Annotated in this window: 16 protein-coding genes and 1 pseudogene; 10 read left to right on the top strand and 7 right to left on the bottom strand. The window is 72.6% G+C overall.

Going from position 1 to position 22,132, the window contains the following annotated elements:
• The first annotated feature begins 370 nt into the window (after positions 1 to 370).
• The 3 genes from D7044_RS15220 (at position 371) to D7044_RS15210 (ending at position 6,495) form a co-directional block, all read left to right on the top strand.
• Positions 371 to 2,677 carry an immune inhibitor A domain-containing protein gene (locus D7044_RS15220; RefSeq protein ID WP_199716632.1) on the top strand — a complete coding sequence of 769 codons (2,307 nt, stop codon included), beginning with the start codon at positions 371 to 373 and terminating at the stop codon, positions 2,675 to 2,677.
• Positions 2,678 to 2,997: 320 nt separating this feature from the next.
• Positions 2,998 to 5,394 (top strand): immune inhibitor A domain-containing protein, encoded by a 2,397-nt coding sequence (locus D7044_RS15215; protein ID WP_120689328.1) that lies wholly within the window; start codon positions 2,998 to 3,000, stop codon positions 5,392 to 5,394.
• Between the two features lie 168 nt (positions 5,395 to 5,562).
• Positions 5,563 to 6,495 carry an alpha/beta fold hydrolase gene (locus tag D7044_RS15210; protein WP_120673696.1) on the top strand — a complete coding sequence of 311 codons (933 nt, stop codon included), beginning with the start codon at positions 5,563 to 5,565 and terminating at the stop codon, positions 6,493 to 6,495.
• Between the two features lie 13 nt (positions 6,496 to 6,508).
• On the opposite strand, the gene D7044_RS15205 is transcribed toward D7044_RS15210, so the two are convergent.
• Together D7044_RS15205 and D7044_RS15200 are read right to left on the bottom strand one after the other, a co-directional pair.
• Complete coding sequence (locus D7044_RS15205; RefSeq protein WP_120673697.1) at positions 6,509 to 6,874, bottom strand: hypothetical protein; 366 nt, start codon at positions 6,872 to 6,874, stop codon at positions 6,509 to 6,511.
• Entirely contained in the window at positions 6,871 to 9,813 is a 2,943-nt protein-coding gene (locus D7044_RS15200) for an SseB family protein (protein WP_233564995.1), read from the bottom strand. The genes D7044_RS15205 and D7044_RS15200 overlap by 4 nt, the downstream gene beginning before the upstream one ends.
• 151 nt (positions 9,814 to 9,964) lie before the next feature.
• Between D7044_RS15200 and mycP the strand changes: the two genes are divergently transcribed.
• Positions 9,965 to 11,230 (top strand): type VII secretion-associated serine protease mycosin, encoded by a 1,266-nt coding sequence (gene mycP, locus D7044_RS15195; protein WP_120689327.1) that lies wholly within the window; start codon positions 9,965 to 9,967, stop codon positions 11,228 to 11,230.
• A gap of 122 nt (positions 11,231 to 11,352) precedes the next feature.
• On the opposite strand, the gene D7044_RS15190 is transcribed toward mycP, so the two are convergent.
• Entirely contained in the window at positions 11,353 to 11,646 is a 294-nt protein-coding gene (locus tag D7044_RS15190) for a WXG100 family type VII secretion target (protein WP_120673699.1), read from the bottom strand.
• A 32-nt stretch (positions 11,647 to 11,678) separates the two neighbouring features.
• Positions 11,679 to 11,999, bottom strand: a complete 321-nt coding sequence (locus D7044_RS15185; protein WP_120673700.1) for a WXG100 family type VII secretion target — start codon at positions 11,997 to 11,999, stop codon at positions 11,679 to 11,681.
• Positions 12,000 to 12,240: 241 nt separating this feature from the next.
• Between D7044_RS15185 and eccE the strand changes: the two genes are divergently transcribed.
• The 4 genes and pseudogenes from eccE (at position 12,241) to rarD (ending at position 16,275) form a co-directional block, all read left to right on the top strand.
• Positions 12,241 to 14,109 carry a type VII secretion protein EccE gene (eccE, locus tag D7044_RS15180; protein ID WP_120689326.1) on the top strand — a complete coding sequence of 623 codons (1,869 nt, stop codon included), beginning with the start codon at positions 12,241 to 12,243 and terminating at the stop codon, positions 14,107 to 14,109.
• 58 nt (positions 14,110 to 14,167) lie between these two features.
• Positions 14,168 to 14,554: a phage holin family protein gene (locus tag D7044_RS15175; RefSeq protein WP_120673983.1), complete on the top strand. Its 387-nt coding sequence runs from the start codon at positions 14,168 to 14,170 to the stop codon at positions 14,552 to 14,554.
• A gap of 180 nt (positions 14,555 to 14,734) precedes the next feature.
• Positions 14,735 to 15,163: pseudogene (locus D7044_RS15170) on the top strand (GNAT family N-acetyltransferase); the annotation flags it as partial.
• 182 nt (positions 15,164 to 15,345) lie between these two features.
• Positions 15,346 to 16,275 carry an EamA family transporter RarD gene (gene rarD, locus D7044_RS15165; RefSeq protein WP_120689324.1) on the top strand — a complete coding sequence of 310 codons (930 nt, stop codon included), beginning with the start codon at positions 15,346 to 15,348 and terminating at the stop codon, positions 16,273 to 16,275.
• Positions 16,276 to 16,300: 25 nt separating this feature from the next.
• On the opposite strand, the gene D7044_RS15160 is transcribed toward rarD, so the two are convergent.
• Together D7044_RS15160 and D7044_RS15155 are read right to left on the bottom strand one after the other, a co-directional pair.
• Positions 16,301 to 16,990: an anti-sigma factor family protein gene (locus D7044_RS15160; RefSeq protein WP_120673703.1), complete on the bottom strand. Its 690-nt coding sequence runs from the start codon at positions 16,988 to 16,990 to the stop codon at positions 16,301 to 16,303.
• Positions 16,987 to 17,481 (bottom strand): sigma-70 family RNA polymerase sigma factor, encoded by a 495-nt coding sequence (locus D7044_RS15155; protein ID WP_233562920.1) that lies wholly within the window; start codon positions 17,479 to 17,481, stop codon positions 16,987 to 16,989. Before D7044_RS15155 ends, D7044_RS15160 begins: the two co-directional genes overlap by 4 nt.
• Before the next feature lie 266 nt (positions 17,482 to 17,747).
• Here D7044_RS15155 and D7044_RS15145 point away from each other — a divergent pair, with 266 nt between their 5' ends.
• Complete coding sequence (locus tag D7044_RS15145; RefSeq protein ID WP_120689323.1) at positions 17,748 to 19,871, top strand: PhoX family protein; 2,124 nt, start codon at positions 17,748 to 17,750, stop codon at positions 19,869 to 19,871.
• A gap of 91 nt (positions 19,872 to 19,962) precedes the next feature.
• Here the strand turns inward: D7044_RS15145 and D7044_RS15140 are convergent, their stop codons facing one another.
• Entirely contained in the window at positions 19,963 to 20,748 is a 786-nt protein-coding gene (locus D7044_RS15140; RefSeq protein WP_120673707.1) for an IclR family transcriptional regulator, read from the bottom strand.
• A gap of 154 nt (positions 20,749 to 20,902) precedes the next feature.
• Between D7044_RS15140 and D7044_RS15135 the strand changes: the two genes are divergently transcribed.
• Positions 20,903 to 22,084, top strand: a complete 1,182-nt coding sequence (locus D7044_RS15135; RefSeq protein ID WP_120689322.1) for an MFS transporter — start codon at positions 20,903 to 20,905, stop codon at positions 22,082 to 22,084.
• Positions 22,085 to 22,132 lie beyond the last annotated feature (48 nt).

Raw genomic sequence — 22,132 nt, 5'->3', positions numbered from 1 at the left:
TCGTCGCGGCCCGTCCGGAGCTCGGCTCCGGGCGGGCCGCTTCGTTTCCGGCGGTGGACTGTCACGTCGTACGGCCATCGACGAGGTATGCGAGTGACGCCCTCGGGGGTGCCGACGCTCTCCCTTGGGGACCGCATAATCACCCGCTGCGCGAAGCCCCCGTGATTGAAACGTAATGTTAAAAGTTGCTTAGGGCTACAGATACCTTGGGCGGATTTGTGACTAACAAATCCGCTCAAAATAGATGATCATTCCTTCCCGGCAACTCGTGACATGCTCCGCCTCCTCTGTAAGGGTGGTTGACGCAATTCATGACAGTCGTTTGCACGTGTGCGGCCTGTCATGTAACAGATCCACAAAGGAGGACCCTTTGAGGAGACGAGTCACAGCCGGCCTGGCGACCGCGGCGGCCGCGCTGCTGGCGGCGGGAGCCGTGGCGACGCCGGCCTCCGGCGCCCCGGCGGCGAACCCGACCCCCTCATCCGACCGGGCCGAGCACGGCCCGGACAACCTTCCCGACCCGAAGGCCGACCAGCAGCGCGCTCTCCGGAAGCAGGCCATCGCCGACCTGCTCACCGGCAAGGCCAAGCTGGAGACCCGGCACGGTTCGAAGGTCATCAAGATCAAGGACAAGTTCGTCGAGTACCAGCAGCCGCCGAAGGTCGACCCGATCTTCACCATGCTGGTCAACTTCGGCGACAAGGTCGACCCGCGGACCGGTGGCGCAGCCGGCCCGGTGGTGAACCAGATCCCCGAGCCCGACCGCAAGTACGACGGCGGCGCGACCGACGACAACAGCACCACGTGGTCGGCGAACTACGACCGCCAGCACTACCTCGACATGTTCTACGGTCGCCGCGGCGAGTCGATGCGCGACTTCTACCTGGCGCAGTCCGGCGGCCGGTACACGGTCGGCGGCGACGTCAGCGACTGGGTCACCGTGCCCTACAACGAGGCCCGGTACGGCAGCAACGCCATCCCGGAGAGCGACGGTTCCTGGAACTTCATCAAGGACACCGCCACCTCCTGGTACGACGCCCAGGTCACCGCCGGTAAGACGCCCGCCCAGATCAAGGAGTACCTGGCCCAGTTCGACACCTGGGACCGGTACGACTTCGACCAGGACGGCAACTTCAACGAGCCCGACGGCTACGTCGACCACTTCCAGGCCGTGCACGCCGGTATCGGCGAGGAGGCCGGCGGCGGCGCCGAGGGCGAGGACGCCATCTGGTCGCACCGCTGGGGCGCGTTCACCAACCTGGCCGGCAGCGCCGGTCCGGAGGGGAACAAGGCCGGCGGCGTGCAGATCGGCGACACCGGCATGTGGATCCGCGACTACACCACCGAGCCGGAGAACGGCGGGCTCGGGGTCTTCTCCCACGAGTACGGCCACGACCTCGGTCTGCCCGACCTCTACGACACGGTCGGCGGCGACAACGGCGTCGGCTTCTGGAGCCTCATGTCGTCCGGGTCGTGGCTGAGCCACGGCAAGGAGGACATCGGCTCGACCCCGGGCTACATGGACCCGTGGTCGAAGCTCTTCCTCGGCTGGCTGAACTACTCCACCGTCGAGTACGACAAGGGCACCAGCCAGGTCACCCTCGGCCCGGCCGGTGACAGCGACGGCCCGCTGGCCCAGGCCGTCGTCGTGAACCTGCCGGCACAGGAGCAGACCACCGCCTACAACACGCCGTTCGGCGGGTCGTACGAGTGGTGGGGCGGCAGCGCCGACGACCTGAACACCACCCTCGCTCGGCAGCTCGATCTGACCGGCGCCACCACCGCCTCGATCAACGCCAAGGCCTGGTACGACATCGAGGAGGACTTCGACTACCTCTACGCCGAGGTGTCGACCGACAACGGCGCCAGCTGGACGCAGCTCACCAACTCGCTGGTCGACGCCGCGGAGACCGGCGTCGACGGCTCGTCCAACGGTGCGTGGGTGGACCTGAACTACGACCTGTCGGCGTACGCCGGCAAGGCCGTCCAGTTCCGCTACCGCTACCAGAGCGACGGCGGGCTCCACCTCGCCGGCGCGTTCCTGGACAACGTCTCGCTGGTCAAGGACGGCGCCGCCGCCTGGACCGACGACGTCGAGACGCAGGCCGCCGAGTGGACCGCCCGGGGCTTCACCCGGATGGGCGGCAAGGTGACCGCCGAGTACCCCCGCTTCTACATCGCGGAGAACCGGACCTACTTCGGTTACGACGAGACGCTGAAGACCGGTGGCTACAACTACGGCTACACCAACACCCGCCCCAACTGGGTCGAGCGGTACGCCAACCAGCCCGGCATGGTGGTCTGGTACGTGAACTACGCCTACGGCGACAACAACACGTCGGAGCACCCGGGCTACGGCCTGAACCTCCCGGTCGACGTCCGGCCGGGCCCGATCACGGTCCCGGGTCAGGGCACCATCACCAACCGGCGCAACGGCTTCGACGCGGCCTTCAGCCTGAAGCAGAAGCCGGCGCAGACCTTCCACCTCAACGGGGTGCCGGTCACCCTGCCGAAGCTGAAGGCCAACCCGGTCTTCGACGACAGCGTGGTGGACCGCTACTGGTCGGCGCAGAACGAGCAGAACTCGGTGAAGGTGGCCGGAACGGGCACTCGCATCGAAATCGTGAAGCAGGGTAACCACCCGGCCGACAAGATGGTCGTGCGAGTTAGCAACTGATCCATCGATCATCTTCGGGGCCGGTGGCGGAAACGCCGCCGGCCCCTTTTTCGTACCTTCGAACAGGGTTGATCGAAATGCGCCGCTGCCTGGGCTCGTAGCCGGATCCGGCCTGCTCATGTCCGTTGCGGGACCTGCCGGAGTATGACGGCTGAAGGCAGTGTCAACAAATACTTGCAACAAATCGACGCGCCTGTCTTCCCCCTCGACGCAGCAGTGTCTATGTTCACCAGTGGCCCCTCAGGGGGCCGAGTCAGCCGGCCCGCAACCCCGGGGGGCCGGTTCCCTCACATCGGAGGTACCACGTGCGCAAAGTCGCAGTGGGTCTACTCGGGCTTTCGCTGACGGCGACGGGACTGGTGGCTGGCGCCTCCGCCAGTGCGGCGCCGAAGCTGCCGACCGCCGCTCCGTCGGTGGCCGAACCCGCCCATGTGGACCACGACCTGCCCAACCCGCTTGAGGACAAGCGGCGGGCGATGCGCCAGGAGGGTCTGACCGACGTCCTCTCTGGCCGGGCCGAGGCCCAGAAGATCAACGGCAGCACGGTGGTCAAGGTCGGCGAGACCGCGGCCGTCGGCGGCGCGGCGAGCCGCTCCGCCAAGACCACCAAGGCCGGCAAGGGCGCGACGAAGGACCAGTACGTCGAGCTCGGGCGCGAGACGACCGACAAGATCTTCGTGATCCTCGCCGAGTTCGGCAACCAGCGGCACCCGAACTACCCGGATCAGGACACCGACCCGGACACGGCGGGCCCGACCCGCTTCGACGGGCCGCTGCACAACGAGATCCCGCAGCCCAACCGGGCGGTGGACAACTCGACCATCTGGCAGCCGGACTTCAGCGCCGACCACTTCCGGCAGGTGTACTTCGGCACCAACCCGGGCGACGAGTCGCTGAAGCAGTACTACGAGGCGCAGTCCTCGGGCCGCTACAGCGTCGAGGGTGAGGTCACCGACTGGGTCAAGGTGCCGTACAACGAGGCCCGCTACGGCCGCTCCGGCGGCTACCCCTGCGCCTCGAACGTCTGCACCAACACCTGGAACCTGGTCGCGGACGCCGCCAACCAGTGGGTCGCCGACCAGAAGGCCGCCGGCAAGACTGACGCTCAGATCGCCGCGGACGTCAAGTCGATGGACCAGTGGGACCGGTACGACCACGACGGCGACGGCAACTTCAACGAGTCGGACGGCTACATCGACCACTTCCAGATCGTCCACTCCGGCGGTGACGAGGCCGACGGTGACCCGCACCAGGGTGAGGACGCCATCTGGAGCCACCGCTGGTACGCCTTCGCGTCCGACCAGGGTGTCACCGGCCCGCCGAGCTTCCCGGCCGGTGGTACCCAGATCGGCAACACCGGCATCTGGATCGGCGACTACACCATCCAGCCGGAGAACGGCGGCCGCAGCGTCTTCTACCACGAGTACGGCCACGACCTCGGTCTGCCGGACGACTACAACGTCATCAACAGCGGCGACAACAACAACGAGCACTGGACCCTGATGGCCCAGAGCCGGCTCGGCGCCAAGAACGACGAGGGCATCGGTGACCGGGGCGGCGACCTCGGCGCCTGGAACAAGCTCCAGCTCGGCTGGCTCGACTACGAGGTGGTCGTGGCCGGTCAGAAGCGGACCCTGGAGCTCGGCCCGCAGGAGTACAACTCCGACAAGGCGCAGGCTGCCGTGGTCGTCCTCCCGCAGCGGGAGTACACCTTCGACCACGGCGCGCCGTTCGCCGGTACGAAGCAGTTCTTCTCGGGTAACCGGGACGACCTGAACAGCACCATGACCCGGACGCTGAACCTCACCGGCAAGACCAGTGCCGCGTTCAGCATGAAGGGCCGCTACAGCATCGAGGCCGACTTCGACTACCTCTTCTTCGAGGCGTCGACCGACGGCCAGTCCTGGACGCCGCTGCCCGGCACGGTCAACGGCGCGCCGCTGAAGGAGATCTCGACGGGGCGCTACGCCCTGGACGGCTCCAGCGGTGGCCAGTGGGTGGACATCAACATCCCGCTGAACGCCTACGCCGGTCAGAACGTGCAGTTCCGGCTCCGCTACCAGACCGACGGCGGTGTCTCCGAGGGCGGCTTCTACGGTGACGCCATCACCGTCACCGCCGACGGGCAGACCCTGCTGAGCGACGGTGCCGAGGCCGGTGCCGCGGGCTGGACGCTCGCCGGTGGCTTCGAGATCGCCGAGGCGTCGTACACCCGGCTCTTCGACAACTTCTACATCGCCGGCAACCGGTCGTACGTCTCGTACGACAAGTACCTGAAGACCGGGCCGTACTTCTTCGGGTACACGAACACCCGGCCGGACTGGGTGGACCACTACGCGTACCAGGAGGGTCTGCTGATCTCGTACTGGAACACCCGGTACGAGGACAACGACACCTTCGAGCACCCGGGCGAGGGTCGTAACATGATCATCGACGCCCACCCGCGGCCGATCTACAACCTGACCGGCCAGCCGTGGCGGGCCCGGGTCCAGGTGTACGACGCGACGTTCAGCCTGAAGAAGGCGGACTCGTTCACGCTGCACCTGAACAGCCAGCCGCAGTACATCCGCGGCCAGGACGCGGAGCCGCTCTTCGACGACACCAAGAAGTACTTCTACGAGGAGCTGCCGAACCACGGCGTCAAGCTCCCCGCGACCGGTGTCAAGATCAAGGTGCAGGAGCAGAAGGGCACCTCGATGAAGATCCGGATCTCCTGATCCGCTGGTCCCCGCACCACCACGCGATGCCCGGGCAGGCCACCTGCCCGGGCATCGCCCTTTCCGTAGCCCTCCGCCCGCAATCGTCGAGGCCACCGCGGTACCGCATTGCCCACCCCCGCCCCGGGCACGGGCACAGTGCCCGAGGCGGGGACCTAGGCTGGGCTCATGACCGACCAGTACGGCGGACCCGTCGACGAGTCCTGCGTCCTCACCGAGGGGCCCTGGACGCATCGGTTCGTCGGCGCGAACGGCAGCCGGTTCCACGTGGTCGAGGCGGGCGCCGGACCGATGGTGCTCTTCCTGCACGGCTTCCCCGAACACTGGTGGGCCTGGCACGAGATGCTGCCGGCCGTCGCCGACGCCGGTTTCCGGGCGGTCGCCGTGGACCTACGCGGCTACGGCGCCAGCGACAAGCCACCCCGGGGATACGACGGGTACACTCTCGCGGCCGACATCGCCGGGCTGATCCGTGCTCTCGGTGAGCGTTCCGCCACCCTGGTCGGCACCGGCGCCGGCGGCCTGATCGCCTGGACCGTCGCCTCGTTCCACCCGGCCCTGGTGCGCCGGCTGGTCGTGCTCGGCGCGCCGCATCCGCTGCGGCTGCGCGCCGGCATCTTCGCCGACCCGCGCGGGCAGTTCGCCGCCTCCACGACCGCGCTCAAGTTCCAGCTGCCCCGCTTCGAGCACGTGCTGACCCGCGACGGCGCGGCGCTCGTGGAGGAGCTGCTGCGCCGTTGGGGCGGGCGGGACTGGGTGGCCGGTCCGAGCTTCGCCGAGTACGCCGAGCGCTGCCGGGAGGCGATGCGGATCCCGCAGGCGGCGTTCTGCGCCATGGAGGGCTACCGCTGGGCGTTCCGCTCGGTGCTGCGGCTGCACGGCTACCGCTTCGTCAAGCTGATGCAGCGGCCGCTGGTCACCCCGACCCTGCAACTGCACGGCGCCGCCGACGTCGCCGCCCTGCCGCGTACCGCCCAGGGCTCGGGCCGCTACGTGGTCGCACCCTACGAGTGGCGGCTCCTCGACGGGGTGGGGCACTTCCCGCACCTGGAGGCGCCGGACGTGGTGCTCGGCGAGATCCTGCGCTGGACGAAGTCCTGACCCGGCCGGGCCGTCAGATCCGCTGCTCGCGCAGGTCGGTCACCTCAGCGGCGGGCGCCCAGCCCTGGTAGACGCCGAAGTCGAAGACCTCCAGCCGCATCGCCTGGGCCACCGGCCACCGGCCACCGGTGTACTCCACCCGCAGCCAGCCGTCGTGCTCGCCGAGCACGACGAACGGCTGCCCCTGCCACCTGCAGGTGGTACGCACGTACGCCAGGTCCTCGACCTCGCTCGCCGGTAGCACCTGCACGTACCGGCCGGGCCGGACCTCCTCGAAGCCCTCACCCGTCTCCGGCTGGTAGAGGCGCACGTCGTCGCCGTCCGGGCTGGCCTGGTACTCCCGGCCCCGCCAGCGGGCCACGTAGCCGTCCCGGATCACGTCGCCCCCACCTCCCGCCAGCGCAGCGCGTCGCTGTCCAGGATCGCGACGACCCGCTCGCTGCCGTCCGCACCGACCCGCCAGAGCTGCGCGCCGTGCGGCAGCCGGGCGCTGTCCACCTTGAACTCCGCCACCACGTCGCTGCTCTCCCCGGGCGCGAACCCGTTGCCCCGGAACGGCGGGCGCTCGATGACCCAGCCCTCCATGGCCCGCATGGCCGCCTCGTTCTGGCCGCCGTAGGGGATCCGGTAGAGGCTCGGACGGTACGCCGGCCAGCGCAGCACGTAGATCTCCTCGGCGTCCCGGGAGAACGGCGACTCGGGGTAGTTGAGCCCGAGCGCGTCGTGCAGCTGCGCGGGCGTGTTCAGGTGGGCCAGTTCGTTGGCCCGGTGCACGAAACCGGAGACCCGGTCGTAGCCACGTTCGAGGTAGTAGGCGACCTGGCTCGGGGCGACCGCCTTCTGCATCATGACCGGCCGGGACGGGTCGACCGGCTTCGGCGTGGTACGCGGCTGCTCGGCCGGGGCGTCCGGGGCGGCGGGCTCCTCCGCCTCCACGTCGTCGCCGAGGCCGACCTCGGCGGCCCAGTTGGCCAGCCCGACGATCTGCTCACCGGGCAGCTTCGCCCCGACCGGCGTACCCGGGTTGACGGCGAACGACCACGCCTCGTCCGGCCAGCGCCGGATGAGCTGGACGAACTTGAACTGGGCGGTCTCCAGGTCGCCGTCGACGCGCTCGGTCAACCGCTCCGGGGAGGTGTAGACCACGACGAAGGTCTCCCCGTCCAACTCCTCGGTACGCCAGACGAAACCCGGGTCGCCGGGTCGACTGCCGGGCACCGACTCGGCGGCCACGGGCAGGAGCACCCGGGCGAGCAGCAGCGTGGAGAGGAAGGTGTCGGTGCTTCCCGCCCCGGCCGCGCCCAGCAGGTCCTCCTCCACCGCGTTGGCCGGCTGGAAGTCGACCGCCGGCTCCGCGACGGGCGCGGTCGACTCCTGCGGGACAGACGATTCGGCGTAGGTGGAGCCGCCGTCCGCAGCGGTGGTCGCGGCGCTCGCGGTGGTGTGCCGCTCGGCCGGCACCGGTGCGGTGTCGACGGTCGGCTCCGCCGCGCCGGGCGTCGGCCGCCCCGATCGTGGCGTCCAGAGGTCCGGGACGGAGTCCGGCACCCGCCCGACAGCGTCTGCCGGGGCGGTGCCGCTTCCCGCCGTGGTGCCGGCCCCGCGCAGGTCGAGCGTCACGTCGGCCGTGGAGTCGGTCGGCGGATCGGGGACGCGCGGGTTCCCGGTCGTCTTCGGCCGCATCCAGGGGCTGCCCGATCGGGACGTCCACGGGTCGCCCTCCGGGCCCGGGTCGGGCGCGGGGGCGCTGCCGGGTCGGGACGGGGACCAGCGGTCCGTGCCGACGTTCGAGCCGGCCCACGGCTGCGGCGCGCCCGCGCGGTCGACCTGCCCGGTCGTCGGCGGGGTGCCGGCGCTCGCCGCGGTGGAGCCGAAGCCGGCCCGTCCGGCGGACGGCGCGCCGAACGGATCCACCGATCCGGCCGACCGGGCCGCCGGCAGGTCGAGGTCCCGGGATTCGACGACCGTGCCCTCGATCACGATCGGCGCGAAGCCCCGGCGGGGTGCCGGCGGACCGGAGACCGGCTCCGCCGCGGACGTTGGCAGCTCCTCGGCGGGCTCCGGTCCCCGGGGCTCCGGACGGGAGCGCGGTGGCAGCGGCTGCGTCCGTTCGCCCTCCGCGTCGGTACCGGTCGCCGCCGGTGCGCCGAAGACGCCGAAGGCACGGGTGGGCTCCTCGGCCCGCGGATCGGGCCGGCGGGGTGGCAGCTGCTGGGTCGCCTCCACGCCCTCGACCCGGCTCGCCGCCGTCCGCTGCGCGGCCTGCGACGGGCGCGGCGACGGCGTCGGTTCACGGGCGGCGGAGAAGAACGCCTGAGTCGCCTCGGGGTCTCGCGGCCCGTCGACCGGACCGCGTCGCGGAAACGGCTGGTCGCTGCGGCCGAACCGGGACGGTGGTGCGGCCCGGTCCCCGGACCGGAGCGGACTGCGCGGCGCCGACCCGCGGCCGGAGGCCGGTTCGAAGAAGGAACGGCGCGGCGTCTCGGCCGAGTCTCCCGAGGCGGACGGCCCGTTGCCGACAGGAGTCTCGACGGCGCCGGGACGCGCCGAGGGGGGCTGGCTCCGTTCCCGGCCGGCCCGGTCGGCGGCGCTCGGGGTGAAGGGCGCAGCGGGACCCGGCTCGCCACGCCTCGCCCGGGACGAATCGGCGGAACCGCCCGGCCAGGCCGTCGGCACCGCCTCGGAGGGCCGTCGCGGCAGCGCCACGGAGGCCGGCGGGACCCGCGTGGGCGCTCCGCCGGCCTCGCCGCCCGGTGGCGGCCCGATGTCGGGCGCGGTGGCGCGGAACGACGTCCGCGTGGGCGACCCCGCCGTCGCTGCGGCATCGGGACGACCGGCGGCCGGTACCGCCGAAGGATCCCGACCGGACTCGGCGGCCCGGGCACGGGCCAGCGACTCGGCCCGCTCAAGCCGGGCCCGGGCGCCGAGCGTACGGCCGGGCAGCCGCACCTCGCCGCGGGAGAGCTGGGCGACGTACCAGGCGGGCAGGTAGCCCTCGACGGGCAGGCCGGGGTTGATCGCCAGCCACCACTCGGGATTGGGCCAATCGGCGGCCAGGTCGGCGAACGCGATGCGGCGGTGGGCGCCCGCGTTCTCGCCGACGCATGAGCGCAGGGCGGTGGCGGAGGTGAACGCGAGGACATGGGTGCGTCCGCCGCTGGTCCAGGTGCCCCAGCCCGCGGGGCCGGCCACCGGCTGCGTCGTCGGGAGGAGGAGATCGGTGCGCGCCAGGATCCGGAAGTATCTTTCCTGGTCGCTGGCGCGTAAGGCGTCCCGCATCGCCGCCTCGGCCTCCGTGGCCGGCTCCCATTCGGTCACGGCCACCTCTCCTCCCGAGAACAGGCCATAGGCATCGCCTACAACCTACAAGGTGGTAACAAGATCACAATGCCACCGGTCGGCGGTGCGCCGAGATACCGCGCGGGCGATAACATCCCGTACCGGAGCCGACACGATACGGAGGCGGCCGATGTCCCCGTCGATGGCGCGTCCGGCCCTGGCGGCGCTCGCGGCCGTGCTGCTGACCGTCGCGCCGGCCGCCCAGCCCGCGGCCGCGACGACGCGCGAGGCGGTCGCCGAGAACCAGGCCCTCGGGGTGGTGGCGGCCGCCCCGGGCCGCGGGGCCGCGCCGGGTTGCGCCACCCCGCCGGCTCCTGCCGGAACCGTCGCCGGAACACCTTGGGCACAGCAGCGGTACGCCCCCGAACGGCTGGCCCCACTGGCGACCGGGTCCGGAGTGACGGTGGCGGTGATCGATTCCGGGGTGGACCGGGAGCACCACCAGCTCGCCGGTCGGGTGCTCGACGGCACCGATCTGCTCGACCCCGGCGGCGACGGTGGCCGTGACTGCGCCGGCCACGGCACCGGCGTGGCGAGCATCATCGCCGCCGCGTCCCGACCGGGCGTGGCGTTCCGCGGCCTGGCACCGGAGAGCCGGATCCTCCCGGTCCGGGTCAGCGAGCAGCAGGTGGTGGCGGGCCGCGAGGCGGGGCGTACGGTCAGCGCCGGCGAGTTCGCCCGGGCGATCCGGTGGGCGGTGGACCACGGCGCGGACGTGCTGAACCTCTCCGTCGTGCTCTACGCCGACGATCCGGCCGTGCGGTCGGCGGTCGGCTACGCGCTCGCCCGGGACGTGGTGTTGGTCGCCGCCGCCGGAAACCTGCACGAAGCCGGCGACCCCCGGCCCTACCCGGCGGCCTACGACGGGGTGCTCGGGGTGGGCGCGATCGGGGCGGACGGCACCCGGGCGCCCTTCTCCCAGACCGGCCCGTACGTCGACCTGGTCGCACCCGGCAGCGACGTGTTGATGGCGGCTCCCGGGCGGGGCCACCACCGGGCCGAGGGCACCAGTTACGCGGCCCCGTTCGTCGCCGCGACGGCGGCGCTGCTGCGTGAGTACCGCCCCGGGCTGAGCGCCGCCGAGGTAGCCGAACGGATCGTGGCCAGCGCGGACCCGGCACCGGGCGGCGGGTACGGCGCCGGGGTGCTCAACCCCTACCGGGCGGTCACCGAGACGCCCGGATCGGCGGCGGGCGCGCCGCGTCCGGTCGCTGCCCTGGCCGACGACCGGGCCGACCCGGCGCGACAGGCGCAGCTGGCCCGGCGGGCGGCCGCCCGGGAGCGGGCCCTGGCGGTGGCGGCAGCCGTCGGCGGGTTGGCCGTCGTCGTCGTGCTGCTCGCGCACCTGCTGCCGCGCGGCGCTCGCCGCCGCTGGCGCCCGGCTGATCCCGGCTAGCGGTCAGCCCAGGAACCCAGGCCTGACGCGCCGACGGTGGTGCGGGCCCGGAGCGGGCCCGCACCACCGTCGGATGGATCACCGCCAGGCCGCGACATCGTCGAGCAGCCGGCGGCACCGGGTCACTGGAAGAGGCCCACGTTCTTCTTCTCGGTGTCCAGATAGTCGGCGGCGGAGTCGTCCACCGCGAACTTGATGTCGCGCAGCATGGCCGAGAGGTCCTGCGCGGCCGTACGCCAGCGCGCCTGCCGCTGCTCGTAGGCCTGCTGGGCCTCACCGGTCCAGCCGGCGACCAGCGGGGCCGCGTCGCGCTCCAACTGGCCGAGCTGCGAGTCGAGCGTGTTCAACGCCTTCTGGATGTCCGCGCTGGCCTGCTGCAGCGCGGCGAAGTTGACGACGAGTACGCCGTTGTCCATCTGCGGAATCCCTCCCCCTGGATCGGAACCTGTCAGAGCGGCAGCTGGATGCCACCGCGGTTGGTGCCGGCGACGCGGCCGGCGGCCTCGCTGTCGGAGGCGTCGTACTGCTGCCCGGTCGTACGGATCGCGCCGGCGGTCTCTCGCAGGGCGCGCTGCAACGCGGCCTGGTCCTGCGCCCACTGCTGCTTAACCTGCTCGAAGGATCGCCCGCCCGCACCGCGCCAGGCCTGCTGCAACACGGCGAGCTCGGCCAGCAGGCCACTGAGCATCGACTGCAGGGACTGGTCCACCTGCTCGAACCTGGTCGCGGTCTGCTGCATCACGGCCGCTTCCGCCTGGGTCTGGGACACTTTCGGACCTCACCTCGTCTCGTGGTCTCGGCCGGCCTCGGGTGCGCCGCCGGAGAACGCACCGCTCGCGCCCTGGTCGTCGCGCACTACGGGCGCCGGGCTCAGCGGATTCGTGGCTGACGGTAGTCGTCCGGTAGCCGTCCTGCTACCCCGCTCCGCTCCCCTGTGGACAACGCGTAGCCGGCTGCTCGCTTACCATGTGCGGCAGCGACGTAGCGGCGAGTGATCGGCGGGAGGGGCGGTGACCGCGACCAGCACCGCCGAGCGGCACCGCCCGGGTCGGCCCGGCGTCGGCCGCGGATTCGCGCGGCTGTCGGCGTGGTCCAGCGCCTCGCTGCGGGTCCGGGCCGGTCAGGTCGTCGCCGCGCAGGTGGCGACGGCCCTGCTGGTCGCCGCCCTCGGCCGGGGCGCCGGGCCGCTGGCGGGCGCCCTGCTCGCCGCCGCGCTGCTGCTGCCGCTGGCCTGGCTGCGGATCCGGGACCGTTGGCTCTTCGAGTGGGCCGCGACGGGCCTCGGTCACCTGACCCGCCGCAGAGCACTACCGGCGCAGGCGGGCCCGGCGGCGCTGCTCGACCTCGTCGATCCGGGCGCCACCGTCCGCCCCGTGGAGCTGGTCGGCCGGCCCGCCGCAGTGCTGGACGACCCGGCCGGCATGGTGGCCCTGCTGGAGTTCGGCGATCCGGGCGAGCTGCTCGGCGCCGGCCCGCAGCCGCTACCCGCGCCGGCAACGCTGCTGCCGCCCGCCACGTCGGACGCCCCACCGCTGCGGATCCAACTGGTGCTCTCGACCACCCGGGCACCCGCGGTGGACGGCGCGGCGGGCACGTCGTACCGGCAGCTGACCGACGGGCGGCTGGCCGGGCGCGAGCGGGCGGTCATCGCCGTACGGGTGCTGCGGGTCGACGGCTGGTCGGCGGAGGAGCTGCGGGTCGCCCTCGCCGGCGCGGTACGGCGGATCGTCCGTCGACTACGGCCACTGGACGCGCGCCCGCTCGGCGTGGCCGCGACGCTGGAGACGCTCGCCGAACTCGCCAACCTCGACGGCGGGCCGGTGCGGGAACGCTGGACGGCGCTACGCACGGGCCGGCTGCACCAGGCCACCTTCCGGCTGGACCGGTGGCCGGAGCTGGACGGCGACGCCGCCGGACGGCTGGCCTCCCGGCTGTCGGCGCTGCCGGCCACCGTCACGACCGTCGCGCTCTGCGCCGGCCCGGGCGACGCCGTAGGCGCGGTGAACGCCGCCCCGGCCGTACGCCTCGCCGCGACCTCGCCCGGGGCGCTCGCCCTCGCCGCACAGGCCCTGCACCGGCTGCTGACCGACCTGGGTGGGCAGCTCCACCGGCTCGACGGCGCACACGCGGGCGGGCTGGCCGGCACGCTGCCGTTGGCGCTGGCCGGGCCGTCCCGCACCGGGCCGGCGTCGCACCTGCCGGAGCTGACCCTCGGCGACGCCGGGCTGATGCTCGGCACCAACCGGCAGGGGCGGTCGGTGACCGTCCGGCTCTTCCGGCCGGAGAACACCCGGGTGCTGCTGGTCGGCGGGGTACGCGCGACCCAGCTCGTGCTGCTGCGCGCCCTGGCGCTCGGCGCGCAGGCGGTGGTGCAGACCAGCCGTCCGCGGCTGTGGGAGCCGTTCGTCCGGGGCGTCGGCACGGCCGACACGACCGTGCCGCTGCTCCCACCCGGCGCGCCGTTCCCCGCCGGGGCGGGCACCCCACTGCGCCCGTTGCTGCTGGTGCTGGACGTCGGCCCGGTGCCGGCCGACCCGCAGCCCGGTCCGCCGTGGCGATCCACACTGGTCGTACGCGAGGAGCTGACCCCGGCGGACGTGGACCTGCTGGGCCGCGCCGACCTGGTGGTGCTGCAACCCCTCGACGCGGAGGAGGCGGCCCTGGCCGGCGCGACGCTGGGGCTCGGAGACTCCGCGCAGTGGCTGACCCACATGCGCGACGACATGGTCGCGGTCATCAACCGGCGCGCGTTGCGCTGGGCGCTGCTCTCCCTCACCCCCGTCGAGGCGCAGCTCGTCGGTCGCCCGTCCCGCCGCGAGGGCCACCGCCCGGGTCACGTCGACGGGCGGCATGCCGGCTCGCCGGAGGCACTCCGGTAACCGAAATCCGGACCGGCACGGGTTCCGCCGCTGGTCGGCGCGTGGCACCATCGCCGCCATGGATTTTCTGAAGGGGCTGCTGATCCGGCTGGTCACCACGGCGTTCGCCTTCTGGCTGGCCACCCTGTTCATCCCCGGCATCACCCTCGACTCGGACTCCGCCGTCACCACGGTCACCACGTTGGTCCTGGTGGCGGCGATCTTCGGCGTGGTCAACGCGGTGCTCCAGCCGGTCATCAAGACCGTCGGCTGCGGCTTCTACCTGCTGACCCTCGGGCTGATCGCGCTGGTGGTGAACGGCCTGCTCTTCCTGCTGACCAGTTGGATCGCCGGTGAGGCCGGGCTGCCGTTCCACGTGGACGGATTCTGGCCCTCGGCGGTGCTGGGCGCGCTGCTCGTCAGCGTCGTGACCTGGGTGCTGGGCGCCATCCTCGACCGCGACTGATCGGGCCGCCCGGCGGCGGGCCGGACGGTGACGGGCCGGACGGTGACGGGCCGGACGGTGACGGGCCGGACGGTGACGGGCCGGACGCGGCGGGCCGGAGGGTGGCGGCGACGGGCCGGGTGGCCAGGGCGCGGGAATTGGCTGGCGCGGCGGGCGGGCGACGGGGTTAGCGTCGCAGGCGTGTTCACGCTGACTCGCGACGACGGTTACCTGCTCAGCACCGATCCCGGCCGGCTCGACCTGGGCCTGGTGCACCACTGGCTCAGCACCGACGCGTACTGGGCGCTGGGCCGCGACCGCGAGACCGTGGGGCGGGCCTTCGCCGGCTCGCTGCCGTTCGGCGTCTACCGCCCGGGCGACGGCCGACAGGTGGCCGTGGCCCGGGTGGTCACCGACCGGGCCACCTTCGCGTGGCTCTGCGACGTCTACGTGGACCCCGGCGAGCGGGGGCGCGGGCTGGGCGGCTGGCTGGCCGGGGCGGTCCGGGACCACCTCGACGAGATCGGCGTGCGGCGGATCCTGCTGGCCACGCTGGACGCGCACGGGGTGTACGCGAAGGTCGGCTTCACACCGGTCGACCCGACCCACTTCATGCAGCTTGACCGACGCGCCGAAGCGGCGACGCCGGACGGCGAAACGGCGGCGCGGGACGGCGACCGGGCGGCGACGCAGGACGACGGATCGGCGGCGGCCACGGGCGACGAGGCGGCGGCGACGCCGGTCGGCGAGGCTCGGGTGACCCAGGCCACTCGAAAGGAACCCGAGGGTCGACCGCCCCTTACGGTTGACGCGTGACACCGCTGCGACTGGGATACCTCTACGGCTTCGGCGCGTACCTGCTCTGGGGTTTCTTCCCGCTCTACCTGAAGCTGCTGCGGCCGGCCGAGCCGCTGGAGATCCTGGCCCACCGGATCGTCTGGTCGGTGGCGTTCGTGGCGCTGCTGCTCGCCGCGCAGCGCAACATCGCCTTCCTGCGGGCGCTCGCCCGCCGCCCGCGCGTACTCGCGGGGATCACCGTCGCGGCGGCGCTGATCGCGGTGAACTGGGGTACCTACATCTACGGCGTGAACTCCGACCGGGTGGTGGAGACGGCGCTCGGATACTTCATCAATCCGCTGGTGGTCGTGCTGCTCGGGGTGACCGTGCTACGCGAGCGGCTCCGCCGGGCACAGTGGGTGGCGCTCGGCGTCGGCGGACTGGCCGTGGCGGTGTTGACCGTCGACTACGGCCACGTGCCGTACCTGGCGCTCACCCTCGCGCTCAGCTTCGGCGGGTACAGCCTGGTCAAGAAGCGGCTCGGGCTGCCGGCGGCGGAGGGGCTCTTCGTCGAGTCGGCGGTGCTGGCCCTGCCCGCGCTCGGCTACCTCGGCTGGCTCGCCTCGTCCGGCGGCGTGCAGTTCGGTCACGTCTCCGCGACGCACACCACGCTGCTGGTGCTCGCCGGCGCGGCCACCGCCGTCCCGCTGCTGCTCTTCGCGGGCGCGGCCAACCGGCTGCCGCTCACCAACCTCGGCATGATCCAGTACCTCGCGCCGATCCTCCAGCTCGCCTGCGGGGTGCTGATCTTCCACGAGCCGATGCCGCCCGCCCGGCTCGCCGGCTTCGCGCTGGTCTGGCTCGCGCTGATCGTCTTCACGGCCGACGCGGTACGCACCGCCCGGCGCACCCGGATCGCCGCGCGTACCAACGCCCCGACGCCCGCCACCACCGCCGCCCGCTGAGCGGGTGGCGGCCCGCACCGCTCGGTCAGCGGACGTCGTAGCCGAGCACCGGGGTGCCGTCGGCGCGCAGCAGCTCCAGGCGCACCAGCTCCGCGCCGGTGAACCGGGTGACCCCGGTGAACTGCACGTCGTCGCCGGGCGCGGCCAGCCAGGAACCGACCTGCTCGGTCGCGCCGTCCGGGCCGTGCGCCACCAGCCGGAAGGTGTACGCCCTCGTCGTTCCGGGACGCGAGTCGTACCCGCAGCGCATGGTCACCTCGGTGCCCCACTCGGTGCCGGCCAACGCGATCTCGGCGTGCACCGGCACGCTGGTGGCCACCGGCTGCATCGCCACCAGCTGCGGCTGCTCGACGATCGGGGCGCTCTGCCGGGGCAGCACGAGGGCCGTGCCGACGCCGACCACCAGGGCCAGCGCCGCCGCGACGAGACCGGTCAACGCGTACCGCCGGCGGCCGGCCGCCCGTTCGCGGCGCCGCTGGTTCCGCGCCTCGTCGAGCAGCGCCGGCAGCGACGGGCCGGACCTGGGCTGCAGGAACTGCTCGAGTCCGGCCGGGTCGAGCCGGCCGAGCAGGCCGGGCAGCACGGCGATCTCGGCGACCGCCTCCCGGCACTCGGCGCACCCGCCCAGGTGCCGTTCGTACGCGGCCCGCTCGGCCGGGGCGAGAGCGCCCAGCACGTACGCGCCGTCGTCCTGCGTGAACTCGCAGCGGCTCATTCGGTCACCCCCATCTCGGCCAGGACCAACCGCAGTGAGCGCAGCGCGTAGTGGGTCCGTGACTTCACCGTGCCCGGTGGCACCCCGAGCCGCGACGCCGCCTCCGCCACCGACCGTCCCTGGTAGAAGCACTCCACCAGCACCTCGCGATGGGTCGGGCTGAGCCGGTTCAGCGCCTCGGCGACGGTCCACGCCTCCACCGCACGCTCGGTCTCGTCGACCGCCTCCGGCGGCTCGGGCAGCTCGTCGGTGAAGACCTCGCCGACCCGGGTGGACCGTCGCCGCCAGGCGTCGATGGCCAGGTTGCGGGCGGTGGTGAAGAGCCAGGCCCGGACCGAACCGCGATGCGGGTCGAGCGCCTCGGGATGGCGCCAGGCCCGCAGCAGGGTCTCCTGCACCAGGTCCTCGGCGCGCTGCCGATCGCCGTTGACGAGCCGTAGCGCGTGCGCGTACAGCGCCTCGGCGTGCTCGTCGTGCAGCGCGCGAAGCAGTTGGGCGTCGTGGTCGCTGATGGCGGCCTCCTCGCTCTCGACGCGAGCCCGGCGATGCGTTCGCCCCGGAATACGTACGGTGACCCGGATCGGTTCAGCCCGAGGTCAGGCGGACCTCCCACCGATCGCTCCGATCGATGTGTTCACGTCTGGTTCATGTTCAGGCCGACGCTCGCTCACCACGTCCTCCTAGCGTCCGGCGCGTAGGCGCGCGCTGGACCGCCGGTCCCGCGAGCCACCATCCCCCATTCAGGAGGCTTCCCCCCATGAGCGACCGTCCTCGGCTGCTCCCGCTGCTGGGCGCCACCCGCCACGGCAGCCGCGATGCCATGACCTGTCTCTACCGCTGCGGCAACGCCTGTGACCACCCGGTCCCGAACACGTCGGAGAACGAGTACTTCGGAGACGTGGTGAACGCCGAGGTCTCCCGCCGCGGCGTCGTCCGGGCCGGTGCGGTCGGTGCGCTGGTCCTCGGCTTCGGTGGCGCGGCTGCCGGCGCGCTGGCCGGCGCCGCCCCGGCCGCGGCCGCCGCCGCCACCGCTTCCCCCGCGGCGGCCGGCTTCGGCCGTCCCCGCCCCGGGGTCGGCAACGGCGCGCTGACCTTCAAGGCCATCCCGCCGAACAAGCTCGACACGCTGGTGGTGCCGAACGGGTACGACCACTCCGTGGTCATCAAGTGGGGCGACGAGGTCGTCCCGGACGCCCCGGAGTTCAACCTGCACCGGCAGACCGCCGCCGCCCAGTCGAAGCAGTTCGGCTACAACAACGACTTCGTCGGCGTGCTGCCCCTGGACAAGCAGGGCCGGCGGGCGCTGCTCGTGGTCAACCACGAGTACACCAACGAGGACCTCATGTTCCCCGGCTTCCCCGGGCTGGACAACCTGTCGGTGGAGCAGATCCGGGTCGCCATGGCCGCGCACGGCATGTCCGTGGTGGAGCTGGAGCGGGTCGACGACACCGGCCAGTGGCGGCCGGTGAAGAAGGGCCGCCGCCAGTACAACCGGCGGGTCACGGCGCTCGCCACCAAGTTCGACCTGACCGGCCCCGCGGCCGGCTCGGCGTGGCTGAAGACCGCGGCCGACCCGAAGGGCCGTACGGTCATCGGCACGCTGAACAACTGCGCCGGTGGGGTGACCCCGTGGGGCACGGTGCTCTCCGGTGAGGAGAACTTCAACCAGTACTTCGTCGGTGCCGACGGAGCCCCGGCCGAGCTGAAGCCGAAGCTGGAGCGGTACGGCATCCCCACCACCACCCGCTACCCGAGCGGCAGCCGCAAGTGGGAGCGCGCGGACGAGCGCTTCGACCTGGCCAAGCACCCCAACGAGGCGCACCGGTTCGGGTGGGTCGTCGAGATCGACCCGCTGGACCCGGAGGCCCGGCCGCGCAAGCACACCGCGCTGGGCCGGTTCAAGCACGAGGGCGCGAACGTCATCATCGCCAAGAGCGGCCACGCCGTGGCGTACATGGGCGACGACGAGCGCTTCGACTACCTCTACAAGTTCGTCTCGGACAAGAAGTTCATGAAGGGCGACTCCTGGACCGCCCGCAACCACAACCTCAGCCTCCTGGAGTCCGGCACGCTCTTCGTGGCGAAGCTGGAGCAGACCAGCGCCGGTGAGATCGACGGCTCGGGCAAGCTCCCGTCGGACGGCGCCTTCAACGGCCGGGGTCGCTGGATCAAGCTGGTCAGCGGCAACCGTTCGTTCGTCGCAGGGATGACCGCCGCCGACGTGCTCACCTTCACCCGGCTCGCCGGTGACAAGGTCGGCGCGACCAAGATGGACCGGCCGGAGGACGTCGAGCCGAGCCAGCTCACCGGCAAGGTGTACGTGGCGTTGACCAACAACACCAACCGGGGTGTGGGCGCCAACCCGAAGGCGGACGAGGCGAACCCGCGCAACGCCAACAAGCACGGGCAGATCCTGGAGCTGGTCGAGGACCGTGGCGACAGCAGCGCGGAGACGTTCGCCTGGTCGCTGCCGATCATCTGCGGCGACCCGACCGACGCGTCGACCTACTTCGCCGGGTACGACAAGACGAAGGTCTCCCCGATCTCCTGCCCGGACAACGTCGCCTTCGACGCCACCGGCAACCTCTGGATCTCCACCGACGGCAACGCGCTGGGCAGCAACGACGGCCTCTTCGCCACCGCTCTCGAGGGGCCGGAGCGGGGGCACCTCAAGCAGTTCCTGACCGTGCCGCTCGGCGCGGAGACCTGCGGGCCGTTCATCACGGACGACAACCGGTCGGTCTTCGTGGCGGTGCAGCACCCGGGTGAGATCACCGGTGCCTCGGTCGAGCAGCCCGCCTCCACCTGGCCGGACGGCGACTTCGCCAAGCCGGGCGTCGTGGTGACCTGGCGCCTCGACGGCGGCCCGATCGGCAGCTGATCTTCCTTCCGCGGTCCGCCGCCGGATCGCACCACGCGGGGCCCTCTCCCAGCCGGGGAGAGGGCCCCGTCGCGTCGGCGCCGGGCAGAGGTCAGTGCTGTTCGGCCGCGATGCCGTCGGCGACGGAGCGGGCGGTGGCGAGCATCTTCGCCCGGACCATCCGGGCGGAGGTCATCATCTCGTTCGCCGGCAGCGCGCAGGCGAGGACGACTCGACGTTCCATGTCCTTGTCGGGGCTGACCAGGACCGCGGCGCATGCCACCCCCTGGCGGAACTGCCCGAGCTCCAGCTGCATGCCGCGCCGGTCGCCGGCGGCCAGGTCGGCCTCGAACGTCTCCGAGCTGGTCAGGGTGGCGCTGGTGAACGGGCGCATGCCGTACTCGCGCAGGTAGCGGAACCGCTGCTCGGCGGTGAGCGTGGCGAGCAGGGACTTGCCGAGCGCGGTGGCGTGCGCCCCCTCGTCGAAGCCGGGAACCAGATCCTCCAGGTACGGGGAGCGCGGCCCCTCGGCGACCGCGGTGACCGCCACCTGGCCGCCGACGAACCGGCCGAGGTAGTGGCTGTAGCCGGTCTCCGAGGCGGCTCGGCGCAGGGTCTCACCGACGGCCGGCGGCCCGCGGAACGCCGCCACCAGCTCCCGGTAGCGGTCGGCGACCTCAAGCCCCACGATGTACGTGCCGTCCTCGCGACGGATGACGTACCCCTCGTAGGCCAGGGTGCGGACCAGGTGGTACGTGGTGGCGACGGTCAACTCGCACCGCCGGGCGATCTGCTTGACGGTCAGCCCTCTGGGGGCACGGCCGACCGATTCCAGCACTCGTAGCGCGCGGGAGACGCTACGGATCAGGTCCGAAGGTTCCGCCAGGGGGTCGCGCACAACCACCTCCGCCGCCGGGGACTTACACCATATGAAATTCGGAGCCGGTGCGAAACGACTGTTCGGGTCGAGGATGCCAGATCGTCATCAACGGAGTGTGTACTGGTGGCCACGATCCGTGGTTCACGGGCGCCTGGCGTAGGTTTGCCGGACGATGACCGAGATCGCCACCTCCCCCCTCACCGGCACCGCCCCCACCCGCCCCGTCCGGGCCAGCGCGAGTGCCATTGTCGTCACCATCGCCTGCGTCCTGCCGGTCTTCCTGGTCGGCGGTCTCGCCGTACAGCTGGGCGAGGATCTGAGCTTCTCCCCGGCCGGGCTCGGTCTCGTGGTCTCCGTCTACTTCGGGGTGGGCGCGCTCGCGTCGGTGCCGTCCGGTGCCCTCGCCGAGCGGTACGGACCGGCGGTGGTGGCTCGCGCCGGCATCCTGCTCTCGACCGCCTGCCTGCTCGCCGTGGCGACGCTAGCCCGCTCGTACCCGGTCCTGCTCGGCCTGATGGCGGTCGGTGGTGTCGCCAACGCTCTCGGTCAGCTCGCCAGCAACGCCGCGCTCGCCCGGCACGTTCCGCCGCACCGGCAGGGGCTCTCGTTCGGGGTCAAGCAGGCGGCCATCCCGGTCTCCACGCTGCTGGCCGGGGCGGCCGTGCCGACGATCGCACTGACCGTCGGCTGGCGGTGGGCGTTCGTCGCCGCCGGCGGTGCCGCGCTGGCCACGTTGCTGGCCGTACCGGCGCGGGAGGGCCGCGGTTCGCGGCGGGCGGGCCGTACCCCTGCCGGTCGGGGCACCGGGGCCCTCGTGGTCATCGGGGTCGCCGCGACGCTCGCCGCGGGCGCGGCGAACGCGCTGGGCACCTTCGTGGTCGACTCCGCGGCCGGGCGCGGGCTGGCGCCGGCGCTGGCCGGGCTGACGCTGACGCTCGGCAGCGCGGTCTGCGTCGTCGCTCGGATCGGCTCCGGGTGGCTGGCCGACCGCCGGTCCGGGGGGCACGTCGCCGTCATCGCGGCCATGTTGCTGGTGGGCGCGGGCGGGCTCGGTCTGCTCGCGGTGGGCGGTGTCGCGCCGCTGGTGGTGGGCGTGGTGCTCGGCTTCGGGCTCGGCTGGGCGTGGCCCGGGCTGCTGAACTTCGCGGTGGTCCGGCTGCACCCGCAGGCCCCGGCCGCCGCCACCTCGATCACCCAGACCGGGGTGTACGCGGGCGGCTGTCTCGGTCCGCTCGGCCTCGGTGCGATGGCCGCCCGGCTCGGCTACCCCGCGATGTGGGGCACGGCCGCCCTGTCGATGCTCGTCGCCGCCGCCCTCATGCTCACCGGCAGCCGCCTCCTGACCCGCCCCTGACCCGGCCGCCTCGAGAATCGTTGATCAAGAGGATCGCGTCATCGTCGG

Origin of the sequence: Micromonospora musae (assembly GCF_003626635.1) — a bacterium.
In the GTDB taxonomy this organism is placed as follows: domain Bacteria; phylum Actinomycetota; class Actinomycetes; order Mycobacteriales; family Micromonosporaceae; genus Micromonospora; species Micromonospora musae.
This window is presented reverse-complemented; position numbering and strand designations above follow the sequence as displayed.

Coding starts and splice junctions, on each gene's coding strand:
- D7044_RS15210 (WP_120673696.1), top strand. CDS start 5,563: ATGACCGACCAGTACGGCGGACCCGTCGACGAGTCCTGCGTCCTCACC.
- mycP (WP_120689327.1), top strand. CDS start 9,965: ATGTCCCCGTCGATGGCGCGTCCGGCCCTGGCGGCGCTCGCGGCCGTG.
- D7044_RS15190 (WP_120673699.1), bottom strand. CDS start 11,646: ATGGACAACGGCGTACTCGTCGTCAACTTCGCCGCGCTGCAGCAGGCC.
- D7044_RS15175 (WP_120673983.1), top strand. CDS start 14,168: ATGGATTTTCTGAAGGGGCTGCTGATCCGGCTGGTCACCACGGCGTTC.
- D7044_RS15160 (WP_120673703.1), bottom strand. CDS start 16,990: ATGAGCCGCTGCGAGTTCACGCAGGACGACGGCGCGTACGTGCTGGGC.
- D7044_RS15145 (WP_120689323.1), top strand. CDS start 17,748: ATGAGCGACCGTCCTCGGCTGCTCCCGCTGCTGGGCGCCACCCGCCAC.
- D7044_RS15135 (WP_120689322.1), top strand. CDS start 20,903: ATGACCGAGATCGCCACCTCCCCCCTCACCGGCACCGCCCCCACCCGC.